Annotated in this window: 15 protein-coding genes and 1 pseudogene; 1 reads left to right on the plus strand and 15 read right to left on the minus strand. The window is 37.5% G+C overall.

All coding sequences use genetic code 11. The features are described from left to right. Positions 1-133: 133 nt before the first annotated feature. From coaE to AC2VNP_RS20845, 12 genes and pseudogenes are all read right to left on the minus strand, one after another. The gene (gene coaE / locus AC2VNP_RS20790; protein WP_486919186.1) at positions 134-733 is read right to left on the minus strand and encodes a dephospho-CoA kinase; all 600 of its coding nucleotides are present in this window, start codon (positions 731-733) and stop codon (positions 134-136) included. Positions 734-999: 266 nt separating this feature from the next. After that, positions 1000-1659, minus strand: a complete 660-nt coding sequence (ytaF, locus tag AC2VNP_RS20795) for a sporulation membrane protein YtaF (RefSeq protein WP_486919188.1) — start codon at positions 1657-1659, stop codon at positions 1000-1002. Between the two features lie 60 nt (positions 1660-1719). Next, positions 1720-2544 carry a DNA-formamidopyrimidine glycosylase gene (mutM, locus tag AC2VNP_RS20800; RefSeq protein WP_486919190.1) on the minus strand — a complete coding sequence of 275 codons (825 nt, stop codon included), beginning with the start codon at positions 2542-2544 and terminating at the stop codon, positions 1720-1722. 12 nt (positions 2545-2556) lie between these two features. Then, positions 2557-5187 carry a DNA polymerase I gene (polA, locus tag AC2VNP_RS20805; protein ID WP_486919192.1) on the minus strand — a complete coding sequence of 877 codons (2631 nt, stop codon included), beginning with the start codon at positions 5185-5187 and terminating at the stop codon, positions 2557-2559. Between the two features lie 144 nt (positions 5188-5331). After that, positions 5332-6264, minus strand: a complete 933-nt coding sequence (gene hflC / locus AC2VNP_RS20810; RefSeq protein ID WP_486919194.1) for a protease modulator HflC — start codon at positions 6262-6264, stop codon at positions 5332-5334. Beyond that, positions 6264-7217, minus strand: coding sequence for an FtsH protease activity modulator HflK (hflK, locus tag AC2VNP_RS20815; protein ID WP_486919196.1), 954 nt, complete (start codon positions 7215-7217; stop codon positions 6264-6266). Before hflK ends, hflC begins: the two co-directional genes overlap by 1 nt. 840 nt (positions 7218-8057) lie before the next feature. Next, the gene (gene pnpS, locus AC2VNP_RS20820) at positions 8058-9842 is read right to left on the minus strand and encodes a two-component system histidine kinase PnpS (RefSeq protein ID WP_486919198.1); all 1785 of its coding nucleotides are present in this window, start codon (positions 9840-9842) and stop codon (positions 8058-8060) included. Next, complete coding sequence (locus AC2VNP_RS20825; RefSeq protein ID WP_486919199.1) at positions 9835-10554, minus strand: response regulator transcription factor; 720 nt, start codon at positions 10552-10554, stop codon at positions 9835-9837. The genes pnpS and AC2VNP_RS20825 overlap by 8 nt, the downstream gene beginning before the upstream one ends. A gap of 325 nt (positions 10555-10879) precedes the next feature. Beyond that, positions 10880-11824 (minus strand): malate dehydrogenase, encoded by a 945-nt coding sequence (gene mdh / locus AC2VNP_RS20830; RefSeq protein ID WP_486919200.1) that lies wholly within the window; start codon positions 11822-11824, stop codon positions 10880-10882. 136 nt (positions 11825-11960) lie between these two features. Beyond that, positions 11961-13229, minus strand: a complete 1269-nt coding sequence (gene icd / locus AC2VNP_RS20835) for an NADP-dependent isocitrate dehydrogenase (protein ID WP_275116969.1) — start codon at positions 13227-13229, stop codon at positions 11961-11963. Positions 13230-13350: 121 nt separating this feature from the next. After that, complete coding sequence (citZ, locus tag AC2VNP_RS20840; RefSeq protein WP_486919202.1) at positions 13351-14466, minus strand: citrate synthase; 1116 nt, start codon at positions 14464-14466, stop codon at positions 13351-13353. Between the two features lie 221 nt (positions 14467-14687). Next, positions 14688-15161 (minus strand): annotated as a pseudogene (locus AC2VNP_RS20845) (DUF441 domain-containing protein). 260 nt (positions 15162-15421) lie between these two features. Here AC2VNP_RS20845 and ytvI point away from each other — a divergent pair. Then, complete coding sequence (ytvI, locus tag AC2VNP_RS20850; RefSeq protein ID WP_486919203.1) at positions 15422-16537, plus strand: sporulation integral membrane protein YtvI; 1116 nt, start codon at positions 15422-15424, stop codon at positions 16535-16537. A gap of 448 nt (positions 16538-16985) precedes the next feature. Here ytvI and AC2VNP_RS20855 read toward each other — a convergent pair whose 3' ends face one another. The 3 genes from AC2VNP_RS20855 to pfkA form a co-directional block, all read right to left on the minus strand. Next, positions 16986-17381: an FxsA family protein gene (locus tag AC2VNP_RS20855; RefSeq protein ID WP_486919204.1), complete on the minus strand. Its 396-nt coding sequence runs from the start codon at positions 17379-17381 to the stop codon at positions 16986-16988. A gap of 177 nt (positions 17382-17558) precedes the next feature. After that, the gene (pyk, locus tag AC2VNP_RS20860; protein WP_486919205.1) at positions 17559-19313 is read right to left on the minus strand and encodes a pyruvate kinase; all 1755 of its coding nucleotides are present in this window, start codon (positions 19311-19313) and stop codon (positions 17559-17561) included. A gap of 78 nt (positions 19314-19391) precedes the next feature. Then, positions 19392-20351, minus strand: coding sequence for a 6-phosphofructokinase (gene pfkA / locus AC2VNP_RS20865; RefSeq protein WP_486919207.1), 960 nt, complete (start codon positions 20349-20351; stop codon positions 19392-19394). Positions 20352-20415: the final 64 nt, after the last annotated feature.

The following is a 20415-nucleotide window of genomic DNA, read 5'->3' on the forward strand; positions in this document are numbered from 1 at the left end:
TACTTGCGACTACTCCACTTTGGTCAAGGCGCTGTTAATATAAATGAAAAAACACTAGGATATTAAGATATCTTAGTGTTTTCCTATTCACTCATCTTTTCTTAGATCACCAAAATTGATGAAAAAGTATAACTCAATGGTTTATTATTTGCCATTTCGTTAATATTTGTGTCAATTGCTCTTTTGTATCTTCGATGGTTCCGTTATTATTGATGACTTCATCCGCTAACTTGATTTTATCCTTTAACGGCATTTGGGATTGGATACGACTCAGTGCTTCTTTTCTAGAAGACTGATCTCGCGCCATCAACCTCTCTAACTGAACTTGTTCTTCCACATAGACCAACAATACTTTGTCGACCATATGACGTAAATCACTTTCAAATAGTAAGGGTAAGTCATAAACAACAACAGGATGGCCATCTTTAAAAAACCGTTCTTTCGTTTCAATCATCCGCTTTCGAATTGCGGGGTGAACGATGGAATTTAATATCTTCCGTTCTTTCTCATCATTAAAAATGATCTCACCCAGTTGTTTTCGAGCAATTGTACCTTCCTCATTGAGTACCCGAGTGCCAAAATGAGAAACGATTTGTTTAAAAGCGTCTTCTCCAGGTTCGACAACTTCCCTTGCTATTACATCTGCATCAATAATGGGTATTCCTAATTTCGAAATGAAATGAGATACTGTACTTTTACCACTAGCAATTCCACCTGTTAAGCCAATAATCATCCTTTATACTCCTTTATTTATTCCCGCAGGCTTTTAATACACGAGCAACACAGAAGCTAGCCAACGCCGAGCTTCGACTGCTATTTTTCCCGGACTTTTTGAACTTCCCTTCTATCTCGCTTCAAAAAGGAGGACAAAAAGAGCCGAGAAGATCAAGGCGGCGTAGCTTTGAGTAGCACAGTGTATGCTTTTAATACACGAGCAACACAGAAGCTAGCCAACGCCGAGCTTCGACCGCTATTTTTCCCGGACTTTTTGAACTTCCTCTAAATGAGACTCCATACACCTAGTATAATCAGTAATAACCCAGGAATAAATGAAAACTTCTTCATTAGATACGAATCAGAAAACCTGAATCCACTTTTCATCCCAAACGTAACAAAGGAAGCACTCATAATCGCAACTGTAAGTGCCATCAACCAAGGTGAAAACCCAATGAGGGCTGCGCCAATTCCCGCTCCAAACGCATCTAGTGATAAAGCGACCCCTAATAAAATCGCTTCTCTTCCTGTAATTGTTCCTGATTTATCAATGTCAGCTTCCATCGGCTTTCTCAGTATTCGTATCACCAAGCCAAGCATTTTAATCTCTAAGTTGATAAGGACTTTATCATCATCCTTTTTTGGAACCTCTTCCTCTTCTTCACCTGCATTTTTTGTTGGTCGAAATACTTGATAAAGCGCCCATGCACCAATCAAGATTAAGATAATCCCCCCGAGAGCTTCTGCAAACTGAGGAGATAAGTAGCGTTGGATCCAATTCCCGAATGTCATGGCTAAAAGGATAGAAGCTGCTGAACAAAACGCAATAAATAATAAGGACTTAAACGGCAATTTCATCTTCCTAAGTCCATACGTTAGACCCACACCAAAACTATCTAAACTAACAGCTAATGCTAATAGTAGTAATGAGAAGATTTCTACCATGTAAAAAGCTCCTTCCATGACTGATACGATAGTATATGGCAGGAGCCTATCCAATGTACTTTATTTTTGGCAATTCGGACAGAAGTGCGTCCCACGTCCCCCGACTACCGTTTTTTCAATCATTGTTCCACATTTTCTACACGGCTCACCTTTTCGACCGTAAACAAACAAAAATTGCTGAAACATTCCCATTTCCCCTTGACCATTGACATATGATTTTATCGAACTTCCTCCTTGTTCAATGGCTTTTCCTAATGTTTCAATAATTTTTTCATGGAGTAATGGCAATTCTTCTTCCTTAACATCTTTGGCTAAACGCTCAGGGAGAATGCCTGCGTGAAAAAGAGCTTCATCAACGTAAATGTTTCCTAAGCCGACCACAATCTTTTGATCTAATAACGCCGTTTTTACTTTCCTGTTTGTTTTAGCCAGACCCTCTTTCAAATGTTCAATTGTAAATTCTTTAGCAAAAGGCTCTAACCCTAAGTCCATTAAAGGTAAAGAACGTTCTTCCTCTCCCTTAACGAATAAGTGCATGGTACCGAACTTACGAACATCTTGATAACGCAGCTGTGTTCCATCAGAAAAGTAGAAGATCACATGAACATGCTTATTAACCTCTTCATCTGCCTGATACATTCCGTATCGACCTTCCATTCGTAAATGGGAGACTAAGACATAATCATCTAAGACAAACTTTAGAAATTTGCCGCGTCGCCCCATTTCACGAATCGTTTGGTTTTGTAAAAGTGCTTTAAAATGTTCGGCATCATCTGGTTTCTTTATCATTTTGGGCCATCGAATTTCAATATCCGCTATCGTTTTACCAATGACTAATCGTTCTAATGTTCGTTTTACCGTTTCCACTTCTGGTAATTCTGGCATCGTTCTTACTCCTTATTTTGCGTCGTACCAACTGTCTCCGTAGGAAGAATCTACTTTTAAAGGTACATCGAGTTCAATAGCATTCTCCATCACGTCTTTGACCATTTTTTCAACCATTTCAAGTTCATCTTTTGGGACTTCTAAGATCAATTCATCATGAACCTGAAGTAATAAGCGGGTATTTAAATTTGCTTCTTCTAATTGTTCCCCTAATTGTACCATCGCCTGCTTGATAATATCTGCAGCTGTTCCTTGTATAGGAGTATTCATTGCAGTTCTTTCCGCAAAACTGCGCAAGTTAAAGTTTCGACTTGTAATTTCAGGCAGGTATCTTCGACGATGTAATAATGTCGTTACATAGCCATTTTCCCTTGCTTTTTCAATAATGCGATCCATGTAATCTTTAACTCCAGGAAAACTTTCAAAGTAGCGTTCAATAAATTGAGCTGCCTCTTTTCTCGTAATTCCTAAATTCTGTGACAAACCGTAATCACTAATGCCATAAACAATTCCGAAGTTAACAGCTTTTGCACTTCTTCTCATATTGGAGGTTACTTCATCTTCTTTAACATGAAACACATCCATTGCGGTTTTTGTATGAATGTCCATATCTTCTTTAAAAGCCGTGATTAATCCTTGATCCTGAGCAATATGAGCCAGTACCCTTAATTCAATCTGTGAGTAGTCTGCAGCAAAAATGACCCAGTCTTTCTCAGAAGCAATAAATGCTTTACGAATTTTTCTTCCTTCCTCTAAGCGAATCGGGATATTTTGTAAATTTGGTTCCGTTGAACTTAAGCGACCGGTCTGGGTTAACGCTTGATTAAAAATCGTATGGATTTTGCTCGTATCGTGATGGACGACTTTTAGTAAACCTTCAATATACGTTGAGTTCAGTTTTCCTAATTGACGGTAGTGCAATATTTTACCGATAATCTCATGTTGATCTTGTAGTTTTTCAAGAACATCGGCTGAGGTGGAGTAACCCGTCTTTGTTTTTTTTATCGGCGGGAGGTTTAGCTTCTCAAACAGAATTTCACCTAATTGCTTGGGCGAATTAATATTAAATGAAACTCCGGCTAATTCATGAATTTCCTTTTCTAATAAAGCTAGTTGCTCTCCTAATTCTTGCCCCATCGCTTTTAACTGTTGTTCATCGACTTTTACACCGGTAATTTCCATCTTTGCTAAAACAAGAGTTAATGGCATTTCTAATTCACTAAACAATTCATATTGCTCATTCTTCTTTAATTCATTTTCAAGCTCTTCTTTTAATGTATATACAACGTGTGCTTTTTTAATGAGATGCTTCTCTAAAATGTCTCTTTCAGGAACTTTACGTTTTGCTCCTTTTCCATAAACGGTTTCATCAAACTCAACTAGTTGTTTGCCCCGCTCTTTTGTGACATCAGCTAACTCGTACGAAGAGCTTGAAGGATTCAGTAAGTATGATGCTAAAAGGATATCAAAGGCCACACCATTCAGCTCAATACCTTTCCACCCTAAAGCAACAACAGCTCGTTTCGTATCAGCTAACCATTTTTTCTTGGTTGAGTCTTTAGCCCAATCAATAAAGACATCCGATTGGCTTGCCACTTCTGTTGGAATGAAGTATTTACCACTTTCATTAACAATCGTAAAACCGAGTACATCTGCTTGGTGATAGTTTTCCGAAATGACTTCGACAATGAGTGCAGACGGACTTTGAAGGATTTCCTCTGTTACTTCATCTATGACACCATACTCAATGTCCTCATCTTTTAGGGTAGTTTCTTCCGTTTCCCCGATATCTAATTTATTTAATAATGTATTAAAGTCTAGCTCTTTAAATAGCGCAACTACTTTCTCTTTATCATATTCTTCAAATGTAAAAGAATTTAAACTGCGATCAATAGGGACATCACTAAAAATGGTTGCTAGCTTTTTACTCATAAGAGCCTGCTCTTTATTTTCCTCGAGTCGTTCTTTCATTTTCTTACCGGATATTTTATCGATAGAATCAAGAACGTTCTCAACCGTTTCGTACTCTTTCAAAAGTTTTAACGCTGTTTTTTCTCCGATCCCAGGAACACCAGGTATGTTATCGGAACTATCTCCCATGAGGCCTTTCATATCAATAATTTGTAACGGCGTAATTCCATATTTATCTGCTATCGCTTGTTCATCATATGTATCTACATTAGTAATCCCTTTTCGAGATAACGTCACCTTTACTTTAGGGGATACTAATTGAAGTAAATCTTTATCTCCCGAATAAACACTTACCGTCCAGTCTTCTTTTTCAGCTTGTTTAGCAAGTGTACCGATAATATCATCTGCTTCATAATTCTCAATTTCATATCTTGAAATTTGAAATGCATCTAACACCTCTCGTATGAGCGGGAATTGTTCCGACAATTCTCCAGGTGTTTTTTGACGGCCGCTTTTATACTCTCCATAGGTTTCATGCCGGAACGTCGTTTTGCCTGCATCAAACGCAACGACCATATGAGTTGGTTTTTCTTCTTCGATAATTTTAAGCAACATCATCGTAAAGCCATAGACGGCATTCGTATAAACTCCTTTATCATTGTTCAATAAAGGAAGTGCAAAAAACGCGCGGTAAGCAATACTGTTTCCATCTACAAGAACTAATTTATTCATAAGAGCACTCCTCTCAATTTCCATACTTAATTTTCATTTTAGCACAACCGTCTGGCGTTTAGAAAATATCGGGAATTACGTCAGTTCGTATGTATGTAAGACAAATAAAGACACTTTACAGAAGCAAAGTGTCTTTACCATTTATTAATTAGTATAGCCCATCAAAATACGAGCATATGGCGAGTCAGCCGGAAGGACAATAACAGTTTCATCTTGAATAGTTTTTTCATACGATTGAAGGGTGCGATATAAGTTATAGAATTCTGTGTCACGTCCAAAAGATTCATTGTAGATACGGGCAGCTTCAGCTTCACCTTCACCAATGATTTCATTCGCATCAGCTGTTGCCTTCGCTACGATTTCTTGTACTTCACGGTCAGTATTTGCACGAATACGGTTCGCTTCTGCATCACCTTGCGATAAATAATCTTGAGCTGTTGATTGACGCTCAGAGATCATTCGACGGAAGATCGCCTGCTCGTTCTCTTCAGGTAAATCTGTACGTTTCATACGAATATCCGTTAATTGAATTCCGTAATTATCTCTTGCTAATAACTCATTTACACGGTCGCGGACACGTTCATTAAAACTTCCACGGTTAGATGCTTCGTCATTAATGATTTCGTCATAATCGAGTTGCCCTAATTCTGCACGGATAACAGAGAAAATAAAGTTACCCATAATCGACTCAGCATTTTGAATGGACCTCGCATTAGAAATCATATCTCGCGGGTCGTCAACACTCCATACCGCATACGTATCGACAAGCATACGTTTTTTATCTCTTGTATTAATTTCTGCTGGTGTAATGTCATAAACCATTTGATATTTCGGTAATGTTGTCACCGACTGAATGAATGGGATTTTATAACTTAAACCTGGTTCACTTTCAATTCTTACAACTTCACCAAATTGACGTACAACCTTATATTCGCCTTGTTCAACGATGAATAGGTTAGAAAGGATGGTTGCAACTACGGCGACAACGATAACTAATGAAACTCCGACACGTGTATATTTTTTCCACTCTTCGGTTGGGCGGCGTTCCTCTAAATCTACAATATTATTATCACTCATTAGTTGTTCCCCCCTTCACTAGATTGATTTGCACGGCGTTCAATAGGTCGGATCGGCAGGTAACTTACCGTATCATTGTTATTATCCATAATGTAAATATCTGTTCCTGGTAATACTTCTTCTAGTGTTTCTAGAACTAGACGCTGTCTTGTAACTTCTGGATTAATTAAATACTCCTCATAAAGAGCGTTAAATCTTGCAACATCCCCGCGGGCACGTTCCATACGTTCTGCTTTTGTACCTTCTGCTCGGGAAATGATTGCATCTTGCTCCCCTTTTGCTTCATTAATTAACTGGTTACGATATTTATTGGCTTCATTAATTTTTGTTAATCGTTCCTCACGAGCATCTGTAACTTCTGTAAATGCACGTCTTACTTCCTCGTTTGGTAATTCAACGTTTTGAAGTTTAACATCCATTACAGTAATTCCTACTTTATAAGTCTCCATATAAGACAGTAGATTTTCTCTAACTTTTGCTTCGATTTCTGGTCGTTCGTCTGTCAAGATAGCATCGATTCTCGAACTTCCAATTACCCCTCTTAATGAAGCGGATGCCGCATTAAATAAGATTTGTTCAGGATTATCTGCATTAAATAAATACTCTTCTGGATCGGTAATTCTCCACTGAACGATCAGATCAGCTAAAACGATGTTTTCATCACCCGTAATCATCTTGGCTTCATCTGTATAGTTTAGTTCTCCATTTCGTTCTTCAAAGCCTACACGAAGGTTATTTGTCGTTCTTGATAAGATCTCAACTCGCTGAATAGGCCAAGGCATTTTAAATTTTAGACCTGGTTCAGCTATTGTTTCTTCAACTTTACCAAACGTAATTAATGCTGCTTGGTCTGTCTCGTCTACAATATACCAACCTGTCGCTATAAATAAAGCTAAAATTCCTATTCCGACTGCAGATAAAAAACCTACAATCAATTGCTTAATTGTGACCATTTCATCCCCTCTTTCTATTTCACATCATATTTTAGAAAGTTACACTTTCTTTCTCTTAACTATTACGAAACACTTAAGAAAAAGTTTCATACTATTATTATAGTATATAAGCTTACAAGAATATAGGATAAATAACATACTCCCATTGATTTAACAAAGTTACAATTTATGGAGTTAGAAATGGCAAGGCAGAAGGTACTTGTTTATCGGCGACAAGCGCTGGAGGCTAACATTGGCAGTTTCGGTTGATATTTATGAAGGTTCTCTGTTAAGCGGACTGAGAGGACGCTATTTTAACAAAAATCACCTTATTTATGTATTTAGGGGACTGAGAGGCCCCTATTTTCTTAGATTTATTAAAAAACAACACGAAAAATTGTAAACAAGAGCCTCTGAGTCCTTTAAATTAAAAAAGGAGCAATTTTTACAGAAATAAGGGCCTGTGAGTCCGCTAATTTCTTGACATAAATACACTGAAGCTATACATACAAAAATGGATGCGATCGCTTAAAGTGTATAGGCTGGAGCCCTCTTCTTATGAGGTAAAGGGTATACGGCAACCATAGTTACAGGCACCCGCTTTGAAAAAGAGGGATATCTGCGCAAAAAAAAGGACAAAAGCTAAGGGGAAGCTTTTGTCCTAACAAGGGGATGTAAAACAACTTCCGTAAACTGCATGAAGGGATGAGCTAAACATCCAGTTTACAGGCATTGATGAAACCGTTCGAGTTAATTATATCTTTCAACCGTAAATTTGGAATGAAGGAAATGTTAATCTTTTGTAAATATTTCTACTTAACATCTCCATCTATTTCATTTTTTATGGCTTGACTTTATGGTCTAAAAAAAGCCATGTTCAGCTTTCACTTCTTTATTAAATGTAATCAAAAATAGTGTACCTTTACCTACATGACTTTCCACATCAATTTTACCATGGTGTGCTTCTACTAAATGTTTTACAATTGCAAGCCCTAATCCTGTTCCACCTGAGTTACGACTCCTTGCGCGATCCACTCGATAAAATCGCTCAAAAATACGAGGTAATTCACTTTCACTAATCCCGATCCCTGTATCTTTTACCTTCAAGACAACTTCTTCACCTTGTTGCTCCACTTCAACGAACACTTCACCGCTTGCTGGAGTATACGTAATACTGTTGCTAACAAGATTTATAACGATCTGCTTTATTCGTACAGGGTCGCCATCTATAACCGTGTCCCCACTACTTTTAATATTCAATTGAATATCTTTTTCTGCAGCTTTTCGACTTAATAGAGTATGAACATCTTCTACAATATCCGATATGTTCGTTTTCTGCCAATTTAATTTGAAATATTGCTGCTCAATTCTCGAGAGCTCTAGGAGATCATGAATTAAGTTTTGCAACCTCTCACTCTCTTTCCAAATAATCGTTAAGAATTGTTCGCGCAGCTTTTGTTCTTCCATCGCTCCATCTAAAAGCGTTTCAGTAAATCCTCGAATAGAGGTCACTGGTGTCTTCAATTCATGAGAGACATTGGCAACAAAGTCTTTCCTCACTTGCTCTAATTTCTTTAATTCAGTGATATCATGGAAGACAAGAGCAATCCCGCGGAGCTTTTCATCCTCTCCAATAATAGGCGCTCCATATACATCGAAGTGCCGTACTTCTAAGTGAATGGGTAATTTAATTTGTTTTCTTTGTTTTTGTTCCGTCATAAAAATATCTTGTACAATTTTGATAATTTCCTTATGCAATATTGCTTCATGATACAAGCGGTTTAACCATAAATCCGTATCTTCTTGGAAAATATCTTTACACGACCGATTAATAAGCGAAATATCTCCTCGTGGATTAATAAAGATCAAACCACTTCCCATATTCTCGATCAATGTTTCCATTCTCTCTTGTTGAATTTGATGTCTTCTAGTAATTTGGTCCAAGTTATAAGCTAATACATTAATAGAACGGCTTAGTTGACCAACTTCATCATGACTACCTTCTATTGTTCGAGCCTTATAATTTCCTTCAGCAAGAGAGTTTGCCACTTTCGTCGCTGCTTCAATTGGACGAATCATTTGGTTTGCTATTCGATACGAAACGGAAACAATAACAAAAAACGCTAAAGAGAAACTAAAAATTAGAAGACCCCAGATTTTTTGGTTCATGTTATTAAGTTCTTCAAAAGGGATGCCAAGTCGCAAAAAGCCTATCGTTTCCCCCGCTTCTTCAACTGGAACTGCATAGTATAGCAGTTCTTTACCGACAGTATCACTATAGCGAATTTCATATTGAGCTTTTCCCTCAATCACAGATTGAATTTCAGGACGATAAATGTGATTATCCATTAGTTGCGGATCTGTCGCCGATTCACCAACGACTGTACCATCTGCCAAAATAATCGTTACCCTCGTGTCAAGCTTCTCACTTATTCTTAATGCTAGTTCCTGAGACTCCTCATTTTCGTTAAATCCTACTTCTAAAACACTTAATCCTGCTAATTCAGCTTCTTTCTTTAAGCGATCGGTAAGACTTTCGAAATAAAATTCCTTAAATAATTGACCAATGATTAGTCCAAGACTTGCGAGCACAATAAGCGTGACTGCAAGTAAAGAAAACACTAATCGAAAACGAAACTTACCCATTTAATTGAGGCTCCTCTAATTTATAACCTAATCCACGAATGGTCTTAATATAAATCGGTTTCTTCGTATTTGGCTCAATCTTCTCTCTTAAGTGGCTAATATGAACGTCCACGATTCGTGTGTCTCCCACAAATTCATAGTTCCAAACTGCATTTAGTAATTGGTCTCGAGTCAATACTCTTCCTTTATTACTTGCTAAATATAAAAGCAGCTCAAATTCTTTCGGTGTTAATTCCATCGGCTGACCTCTATACTGAACCTCGTAGTTTTCTGGATAGATATCGACTTCACCAACACTAATAACTGTACCTTCAGTACTGGATACCTCTTGATCACTTTGATTTTGGCCGACCCTTCTTAATATGGCCCGTACCCTTGCAACAACCTCTCTCGGACTAAAAGGCTTTGTCATGTAGTCATCGGCACCAAGCTCTAAACCTAAAACCTTATCGAACTCATCATCTTTTGCAGTTAACATCAAAATCGGTGTCATTAATTTATTTAATCGCATTTGTTTACATACATCCAATCCGTCCATTTCGGGAATCATTAAATCTAAAACGATTAAATCAAATGGCTGTGATTGAGCTAATTCAAATGCAGATGCCCCATCCATAGCTGTCACTACTTCATACCCAGCTTGTTCTAAGTTAAATTGAAGTAACGTTACAATAGACTCTTCATCATCTACAACTAATAATCTTTGTGTCATAGCGTCCTCCGATATTAAGGTTATTTAAAATTGTAATCTTTCTTTTGATTATAGCAAACGAATGTAAATTTCATGTAAATTTGATTGAGAATTTTTTTCATTTACTCACCTAATGATGTTTTATTAACTATGTTTATCTTAATATAGTTCTTTTATAAAGGAAACACGGTGAACGCTAGTGACCAGATGTCGACTTATTAGCGAAGTCTCGCTACGTACTGGAGCTAGAAATCTTTGATCTTATACAACTTATAAAGCTAAAAAAAATGACACACGCAGCAAGACTACGTGTGTCATTCGTTAAATTCTTTTTAAGTTTAATTATTTATGCTTTCGGTAAAGCTGACATAACGTTACGAACAGACTCAACAGATTGGTCTAAAGCAGTTTTCTCTTCAGCTGTTAACTCTAATTCAATCACTTTTTCGATACCGTCTCCACCGATAATTGTGGGAACTCCTACATATAGATCGCTATATCCATATTCGCCTTCTAAGTACGCAATTGTAGGGATAATTCGTTTTTTATCTTTCAGGATGGCTTCAACCATTTGAGCTAATGAAGCTGCTGGTGCGTAGTACGCACTTCCATTTCCTAGAAGACCAACGATTTCACCGCCACCTTTACGTGTGCGTTCAACAATTGCTTCAAGACGATCTTTTGAGATAAGTTTTTCTAATGGAATTCCACCAGCATAGGAATAACGAATAAGTGGTACCATATCGTCTCCATGTCCACCTAGAACAAAACCAGTTACATCTTCCACTGATACGTTCAATTCTTGAGCAACAAATGTACGGAAACGAGCAGTATCAAGAACACCTGATTGACCTAATACGCGATTTTTCGGGAATCCTGACTCTTTGTATACTGTGTAAGTCATAGCATCAGCAGGATTAGTTAATACGATAATGTAGCATTCTGGTGAGTATTTTACAACTTCTTTAGTAACAGCCTTCATGATACCAGCGTTTGTGTTCACTAGGTCATCTCGGCTCATACCTGGCTTACGTGCAATACCTGCAGTGATAACTACAACATCAGAACCAGCAGTATCTTCATAGTTAGAAGTACCAATAATGTTAGAGTCAAGACCTTGAACTGGTGTAGACTCAAGCATGTCTAATGCTTTTCCTTTAGTTGGTCCTTCCATCTGTGGAATATCTAGAAGTACTACATCTCCTAATTCTTTTTGCGCTACCATAAGTGCAGTTGTTGCACCCGTAAAACCTCCGCCAATTACAGAAATCTTTCTGCGTTTGATTGCCATTATTCACACTCCCTTTGCGTTATTAGTGGTTGTTTGAAAAATCCAGATATTTAATCTTTCATCTCAAACAACCAGATTAAAGGTTGTTCAATAGTGTTGAACACTTTCCTTGATAAAAATCTAAACTTAAAGGGTATTAAAGGTTTTTAATAAGTTCATTTGCAAATTCAGAACACTTAACTTCAGTTGCACCTTCCATAAGGCGTGCGAAGTCATATGTTACAACTTTACTTGCAATTGTTTTTTCCATTGAACCCATGATTAAATCAGCAGCTTCAGTCCATCCAAGGTGACGAAGCATTAATTCACCAGATAGTAATACTGAAGATGGGTTAACTTTATCTAAACCTGCATATTTAGGAGCTGTACCGTGAGTAGCTTCAAAAATAGCGTGACCAGTGTCATAGTTAATGTTGGCACCTGGTGCGATACCGATACCACCAACTTGTGCAGCTAGTGCATCTGAAATGTAATCACCATTTAAGTTCATTGTTGCAACTACATCAAACTCAGCTGGTCGAGTTAAAATTTGTTGTAAGAAGATATCAGCAATTGCATCTTTAATGATGATTTTGCCTTCAGCTTCTGCTTTTGCTTGTGCTTCATTTGCAGCATCTTTACCATCACGCTCTACGATTGCATCGTATTGAGCCCAAGTAAATACTTTATCTCCAAACTCTGCTTCAGCAAGCTCATAACCCCAGTTCTTAAATGCGCCTTCAGTAAATTTCATGATGTTACCTTTATGAACTAGTGTAACACTCTTACGTCCTTCAGTAATTGCATATTGAATAGCAGCACGCACTAGACGTGAAGTACCTTCTTGAGATACTGGCTTAATACCAATACCTGAAGTTTCTGGGAAACGGATTTTGTCAACACCTAATTCATTTTGTAAGAAGCTGATTAATTTCTTAACTTCTTCAGAACCAGATTGATACTCAATACCCGCATAAATATCTTCAGTATTTTCACGGAAGATCACCATATCAGTATCTTCAGGACGTTTTACTGGTGATGGAACACCTGTAAAGTAACGTACAGGACGTAAACAAGTGAATAGATCTAATTCTTGACGAAGTGCAACGTTTAATGAACGGAATCCTCCACCAATTGGAGTAGTTAACGGTCCTTTAATCGCAATTATGTATTCACGTACAGCCTCAAGAGTCTCCTCTGGTAACCAGTTACCTGTTTCATTAAATGCTTTCTCACCAGCCAGGATTTCTTTCCACTCAATTTTCTTTTCACCGTTGTATGCTTTTTCAACTGCAGCATCTAATACTCTTGAAGCAGCTGCCCAAATATCTGGTCCAATTCCATCTCCCTCAATAAACGGAATGACTGGATTATTTGGTACTTCTAAAACCCCATTATTTACCTTAATTGCTTCTCCATTTGCCATAATCACAATTACCTCCCTAACTAAGATTAGTTAAAAACATAGAATTCATTCTATGTTTTTAACAATAAAATATGTACAAGGAGGAGTTTCCTCCTCCTGACATTATACACTAATAATCTTATTAACGTTGGTCAATTGGAACGTAAACTTGTTTGTCTGGACCAACATATTCTGCACGTGGACGAATTAGACGGTTGTTGCTGTATTGTTCTAAGATATGAGCTAACCATCCAGAAGTACGACTCACTGCAAAGATCGGAGTGAACAAGTCATATTTAATTCCAAGACTATGGTATACGCTTGCTGAATAGAAATCAACATTTGGTAATAAACCTTTTTCACCAGTTACCATTTCGTCAATTTTAATTGACATCTCATACCATTTAGGCTCACCAGTAATAGAAGTTAATTTCTTAGACATTTCACGTAAGTGTTTTGCACGTGGATCACCATTTTTGTATACACGGTGTCCAAAGCCCATAATTTTTTCTTTATTATCTAAAGCTCGGCGAATGTATGGCTCAACATTTTCTACTTCACCGATTTCATGTAACATTTTCATAACAGCTTCATTGGCGCCACCATGTAAAGGTCCTTTTAATGCACCAATTGCAGCTGTGACCCCAGAATACACATCAGATAAAGTAGCAACACAGACACGAGCAGTAAACGTTGAAGCATTTAACTCGTGATCAGCGTGGAGAACTAGCGCTTTATCAAATGCATTTATCGCGATTTCATCTGGCTCTTCTCCAGTTAATGTATAAAGGAAATTTGCAGCAAATCCTAAATCTTTACGTGGAGTGATTGGATCCTTACCTTCACGAATACGTGAAAAAGCTGTTACAAGCGTTGGAATTTTTGCTTGTAAACGAATAGCTTTAAGGCGGTTAGCTTGCTCGTCCATTACATCAGCTTGATCATCATACAATGCTAAACTAGAAATCGCTGTACGAAGAGCTGCCATAGGATGAACATCCTTATTTGGATAAGCTTTCATAAAATCTAAAATTTCTTGAGGAATGTCAGCGTTGTCCGCTAAATCCTTCGTTAATTGATCAAGCTCATCTTGTTTCGGTAATCTACCGTTCCAAAGTAAATAAATAACTTCTTCAAATGTTGCGTTATCAGCTAGATCATCAATATCATATCCTTGATAAGTTAAAACGCTATCAATGATAGAACTCACACTGGAAGTTGTTGCTACAACTCCTTCAAGACCCTTTGTAGTACTCATTTCTCAACCTCTCCTTTTACCCTGTTATATTCATACAGATATTACACGAGGAAAAGTAAATGCTTACATTTCCATCTAAAAACTATGTAGGAAGGAAGTTTCAATCAACTTACATTATAAACATTTTTTAAGATTTTGTGAACGTTTAATCAACATATTCATCGCATATCATTAAAAGTTTTACTAATCTGAGTTTTCTGACAATAGTAAACGAGGCAAAATTAGCCTCCATTAGTTGTAAAAATTGATATAAGTTGGATAATTAAGTATGCGATTCCTGCGGCAATTAAAGGTCCTACAGCAATACCTTTGAACAAAACAACGGCCAAAATGGTGCCTAATACTAACGCTGTTGTAATGTGCGGGTCGTCCTTCAAAAGATCGACTCCGCTCGCTGCAATTAACGCGACAGCTATACCAGAAAATAACGCGATCCATGCATACGACGATTTTAGTGATTCTGTCAGTTACTTAAACCCTATTTCACCAGTTGCAATGGGTACTAAAACGGCAATCGTAAGTATTGTTACTCCCCAATTGATCCCCTTTGCTTGTATAATCGGAAAGAGTTTGTCACCCAGCCCAGTCCACTTTAATAATAGGAGTGCAACCACAGCTACTAGTAAAGACTGGTTTTTCCCTAACCAGCTAATGACTAGTAGAATCAGTAAAAACAATGATGATTGAGACAACAAATTAACTGTTCATCCTTCCTCCATAGACAATCCTCAAAACTCATCATATCATAATTTCTCAATATTCGCTATGTTTCATAATAGAAGATTATTTTTAGCTTCTATTATAGTACACAGCACTACCTGAAGGGCTTATATTGGAAAAATAATAAAGTTATTCTCGTAACCTTACAAAAACCTTCATATATTTTCGCCAGTCTCCTCATTTTTTTTACACCAAGTTCATATGATGTACAAGCAGAGCATTAGGGGGCGATTTTTTGAACAAAGAGCAATTATCTTTGGCTTTGCGTATTCTTTTTGTTATCTTTATTATCTTTCTTGTATTTATTAGTTCATATTATGTTACATCGGTAACCTACCCCTTTCTATTTGGATTTATACTAGCATTTATCATGAACCCACTCGTCAATTTCTTAGAATTTCGCTGGAAACTGAACCGAGCAATAGCCGTCCTATTTTCACTGTTACTAATACTGATTATTTTTTCTGCACTTATCACTTTCTTTATCGCTGAAATCATCTCTGGGTCTAACCACTTAGCGAACGTACTTCCTTATCATATTAATACATTAGTTCTTTATATGGAGCGATTTTTCTTTACGACCTTACTTCCTATTTATGAACAAATTATTCGTTCGATCAACTCATTAGAGACAGAGCAGCAGTCGACGATTATGAATTATATCCAAACGTTCAGTTCAGAAATTGCAACGACTGCAGGAACAACAGTTCAGAAAATTTTCAATGGCTTATCAGAATTTCTTATTTCATTGCCAAATTTAGCAACTGTATTTATTTTTACTATCATGGCCACTTTTTTTATTAGTAAAGATTGGTATAAAATAACTCGTTTCATTCGAAAAACATTACCACCCAAAGTAACTGAAAGTACGATCAAGGTCCTGAATGATTTAAAACAAGCTCTTTTCGGCTATATGGTGGGCCAGCTTACATTAATTTCAATTACATTTATATTCGTACTTTCCGGCTTGCTGATCCTTAAGGTGGATTACCCGTTTACAATAGCTGTGGTGATTGCCATTGTTGATTTAATACCATACTTAGGAACAGGTCTTATCTTTATTCCGTGGATTATATATACTTTTTTTGCTGGGCAACTTTCGTTAACGATCGGTCTTTGTGTACTTTATGGAATTATATTAGTCCAGCGTCAATTATTAGAGCCGAAAGTATTATCCAGTAGTATTGGTGTTGATCCTTTAGCAATGTTAATCGCTTTGTTTGTCGGCTTTCAATTATTTGGATTTCTTGGGCTAATGATTGGACCAGCCAGCTTAGTTTTTCTTAATACGCTTTATAAAGCAAATGTTTTTCATGATATTCGCGATTTTGTTTTCCAAAAAAAGGTGTGACTACAGCCAAAAATAAGGAGCGACGAGATCGGGGAGAAACTTTAAAATCACTGACAGAAATTAACAACACAATTAATAATATAAAAGCACAAAAAAAGGTTGGGTTTTCTTGATACCCCAACCTTTTTGATTTAAATGTGTATGGCGCTTTATTGAGTAAAAACACACGGTTCGTCAGTTCGTCATCGAAGACCATTTTCCTTGTAGTTCTTCCTTACTTTGTCCTTCATCGCCTCCATGAAGGACAATTCTCTTGCAGTGCTGCGTTGTTTTGTCCTTCATTGCCTCTATGAAGGACACTTCCCTTGCAGTTCTGCCTTGTTTTGGCCTTCATCACCTCTATGAAAGACACTTCCCTGCAGTTCTGCCTTGTTTTGGCCTTCATTGCCTCTATGAAAGACACTTCTCTTGCAGTGCTGCCTTGTTTTGGCCTTCATGGAACCGTAAATTACTTTCTAGAAATAAAAATAAAGTTACCACTATTGATCATTCGTTGTGAAATCTTCAATAAGAAGGCCTTTGCTGTTGCTCGAGTAAATGGAATTAATAAATAAAAACCAATAAAGTCCGTAATAAACCCTGGAGTGAGTAGAACAACTCCTCCAACTAAAATACAAATGCCATCTAAGATTACACCACTTGGCAACTGGCCCTGTTGCATTTGCATTTGGGCCAGACGTAAGGTTTGAAGCCCTTCTCGCTTAGCTAACCAAGCTCCTATTACCCCTGTTAACACAATAAGAAAAATAGTAGGCCATACACCTAAATAATTGCCGGATAATATTAATACACCGATTTCTAACGCCGGAACAATGATAATTAACAATAGTAACAATCGAAACATACTAAAACCTACTTTCTAACTACCTTAAAGTATAGACTGGCAGGTGAATTTTCAATTATAAAATATAGGACTTTGCCGTTCATACTGACTTTGAGTCTTTAACCAACCGAAAATCACTCCATCATCTTGAAAGTAATCATAATCTAAAAAAAGAAGGGAAAACCCCTTCTTTTCTAATTATAAAACACTAGCATGTCCTCTGTAAATATCGCCTCTTGCACTGTCGACTGTCACTTCTTCCCCATCTTTAAATCGTTCAGAAGCTAACTCAACACCAACAATTACTGGTTTCCCTAAATTTAAACCAACAACGGCTGCATGTGAAGTTAAACCACCTTCTTCTGTAATAACTGCAGCTGCTTTTTCAAAAGCAGGGATCATATCTTTATCAGTACTTAGTGTAACTAGAACATCGCCAACATTTACTTTTTCGTTCGCTTCTTCAGCTGTTGATGCCACAACGACTTTTCCTGTCGCCGTTCTGCGGCCAATACCTTGTCCCTTTGCAACAACTTCACCAATTACGTGTACTTTCAGTAAGTTTGTCGTACCCGTTTCTCCAACCGGTACTCCTGCTGTTATAACGACTAAATCACCGTGCTTAACATAACCTGAACCCATAGCAGCTTGTACAGTAATATCAAGCATTTCATCTGTTGTTGAAGCTTCTCTTCCTAGTTGTGGTACAACGCCCCAAACTAGCGCTAAACGACGTAATACTTTTTCGCTGCTTGTTACTGCAATAACTGGCGCTTTTGGACGATATTTCGCCGTTACTTTAGCTGTATATCCACTTTCAGTTGCAGTTAGGATTGCTGATGCATTTAAGTTATACGCTGTATGAGAAACCGACTGACTAATTGCACTTGTAATCGTTACTCGAGTATCTTTAATTCGTTTAGACAGCATTTCTTTATAGTTTAATGCTTCTTCTGTACGTTGCGCAATCGTGTGCATTGTTTGTACAGACTCAACCGGATAATCCCCAGCCGCCGTCTCTCCAGACAACATAATCGCATCTGTGCCATCAAAAATAGCGTTAGCTACGTCACTTGCTTCTGCTCGAGTTGGACGAGGGTTACGTTGCATTGAGTCAAGCATTTGTGTTGCTGTAATAACAGGTTTAGCAACCGCATTACACTTTTTGATTAATTCTTTTTGCACAAGCGGCACTTCTTCGGCAGGAATTTCAACTCCTAAATCACCACGAGCTACCATTAAGCCATCAGCGATTTGTAGGATTTCATCGATGTTATCCACACCTTCTTGGTTTTCAATTTTAGGAATAATATGGATGTCAGATGCATTATACTTTTCTAACAGCTCTTTCATTTCAAGAACGTCAGATGCTCTTCTTACAAATGAAGCAGCAATAAAGTCAACGCCTTGCTCGACTCCAAATTTAATATCTTCAGCATCTTTTTCAGTTATTGCCGGTAAATTAACACTTACATTTGGTACATTAACACCTTTTTTATTTTTTAAAATACCTGTATTTAGCACTTTTGTTCGAATATCGTTTGTTCCTACTTCAATAACTTCTAAGCCGATTAAGCCATCATCTAACAAAATCTTAGATCCGGGATGAACGTCATTAATAAGACCAGGATATGTAATTGAAATTTTTGATTCATTGCCAACTACTTCTTCCATGGAGATGACTAATTCTTGGCCTTGCTTAAGTTCGACTGCTCCACCTTCAACCGTTTGTGTTCGAATTTCTGGACCTTTTGTATCTAATAAGATTGCTACATTTTTTCCTGTGATCTCAGCAGCTTCACGGATATTTTTGATTCTAGCACCGTGCTCTTCGAAATCACCGTGAGAAAAGTTTAATCGCGCTACATTCATACCAGCTTCCATTAAAGAGACTAATTTTTCAACCGTTTCACTAGCAGGACCAATCGTACATACTATTTTTGTTTTACGCATCGTTATAGTATTCCTCCCAATCTAATTGTTTAACTATTCACAAGTTGTGTTTTTATTCGTTTCAAGAACTAAATCGTTTTATATTGACAGTTCCTGCGAAAGTTTATACATTTCATTATCAATACTATGTTTTACTTGAAGAATTTCATTTATGTCGTGATGAACAAGTTTATTGTTTTCGATCCCAACTGTTCTTCCAGCTTGGCCTTCAAGTAACAATTCTACAGCTTTTGCCCCTAGACGACTTGCAAGTACACGGTCAGCTGCAGTTGGAGAACCACCGCGTTGAATATGACCTAATACTGTTACACGTGTTTCTAGGCTCGTTTCCTCTTGAATTTTTTGACCAATATCAATTCCGCTTCCTACACCTTCAGCAACAATAATAATACTATGTTTTTTACCACGCTGATGCCCTCTTTTTAGACGACTTACAATTTGCTCCATTTCGTAAGGAGCTTCAGGAATAATAATCGATTCTGCACCGCCTGATAGTCCAGCGCACAATGCTAAATCACCTGCATCTCGTCCCATTACTTCTACAACGTATGTTCGTTCATGAGAGGTAGCTGTATCTCGAATTTTATCGATCGCATCAATAATTGTATTTAATGCTGTATCAAAGCCAATCGTGAAGTCTGTCCCTGGAATATCATTATCAATCGTACCAGGTACCCCTATAGTAGGAAATCCATGTTCCGTTAATTTTTGCGCACCACGGTAGGAACCATCACCACCGATAACGACTAACCCTTCAATACCAAATTTATTTAACTGCTCAATTGCTTTTTTCTGGCCGGCTTCTGTTTTAAATTCTTCACAGCGTGCTGTATGTAACATCGTTCCTCCACGATGAATAATATCACCAACGGATCCAATTTCTAACTTTTTAATTTCTCCTGTAATTAGACCGGAATAACCACCATAAACACCGTACACTTCTAACCCATGAAAAATTGCCTTACGGACAACTGCACGTATGGCAGCATTCATTCCTGGTGAATCGCCACCACTAGTTAACACACCAATTTTTTTCATTTCATTTTCCTCCTTACGTGTGTATCTGCATTATTCAATCTACCATGTTGAAATAAGGAAAACA

This window comes from Alkalihalobacterium sp. TH-98, assembly GCF_057473385.1.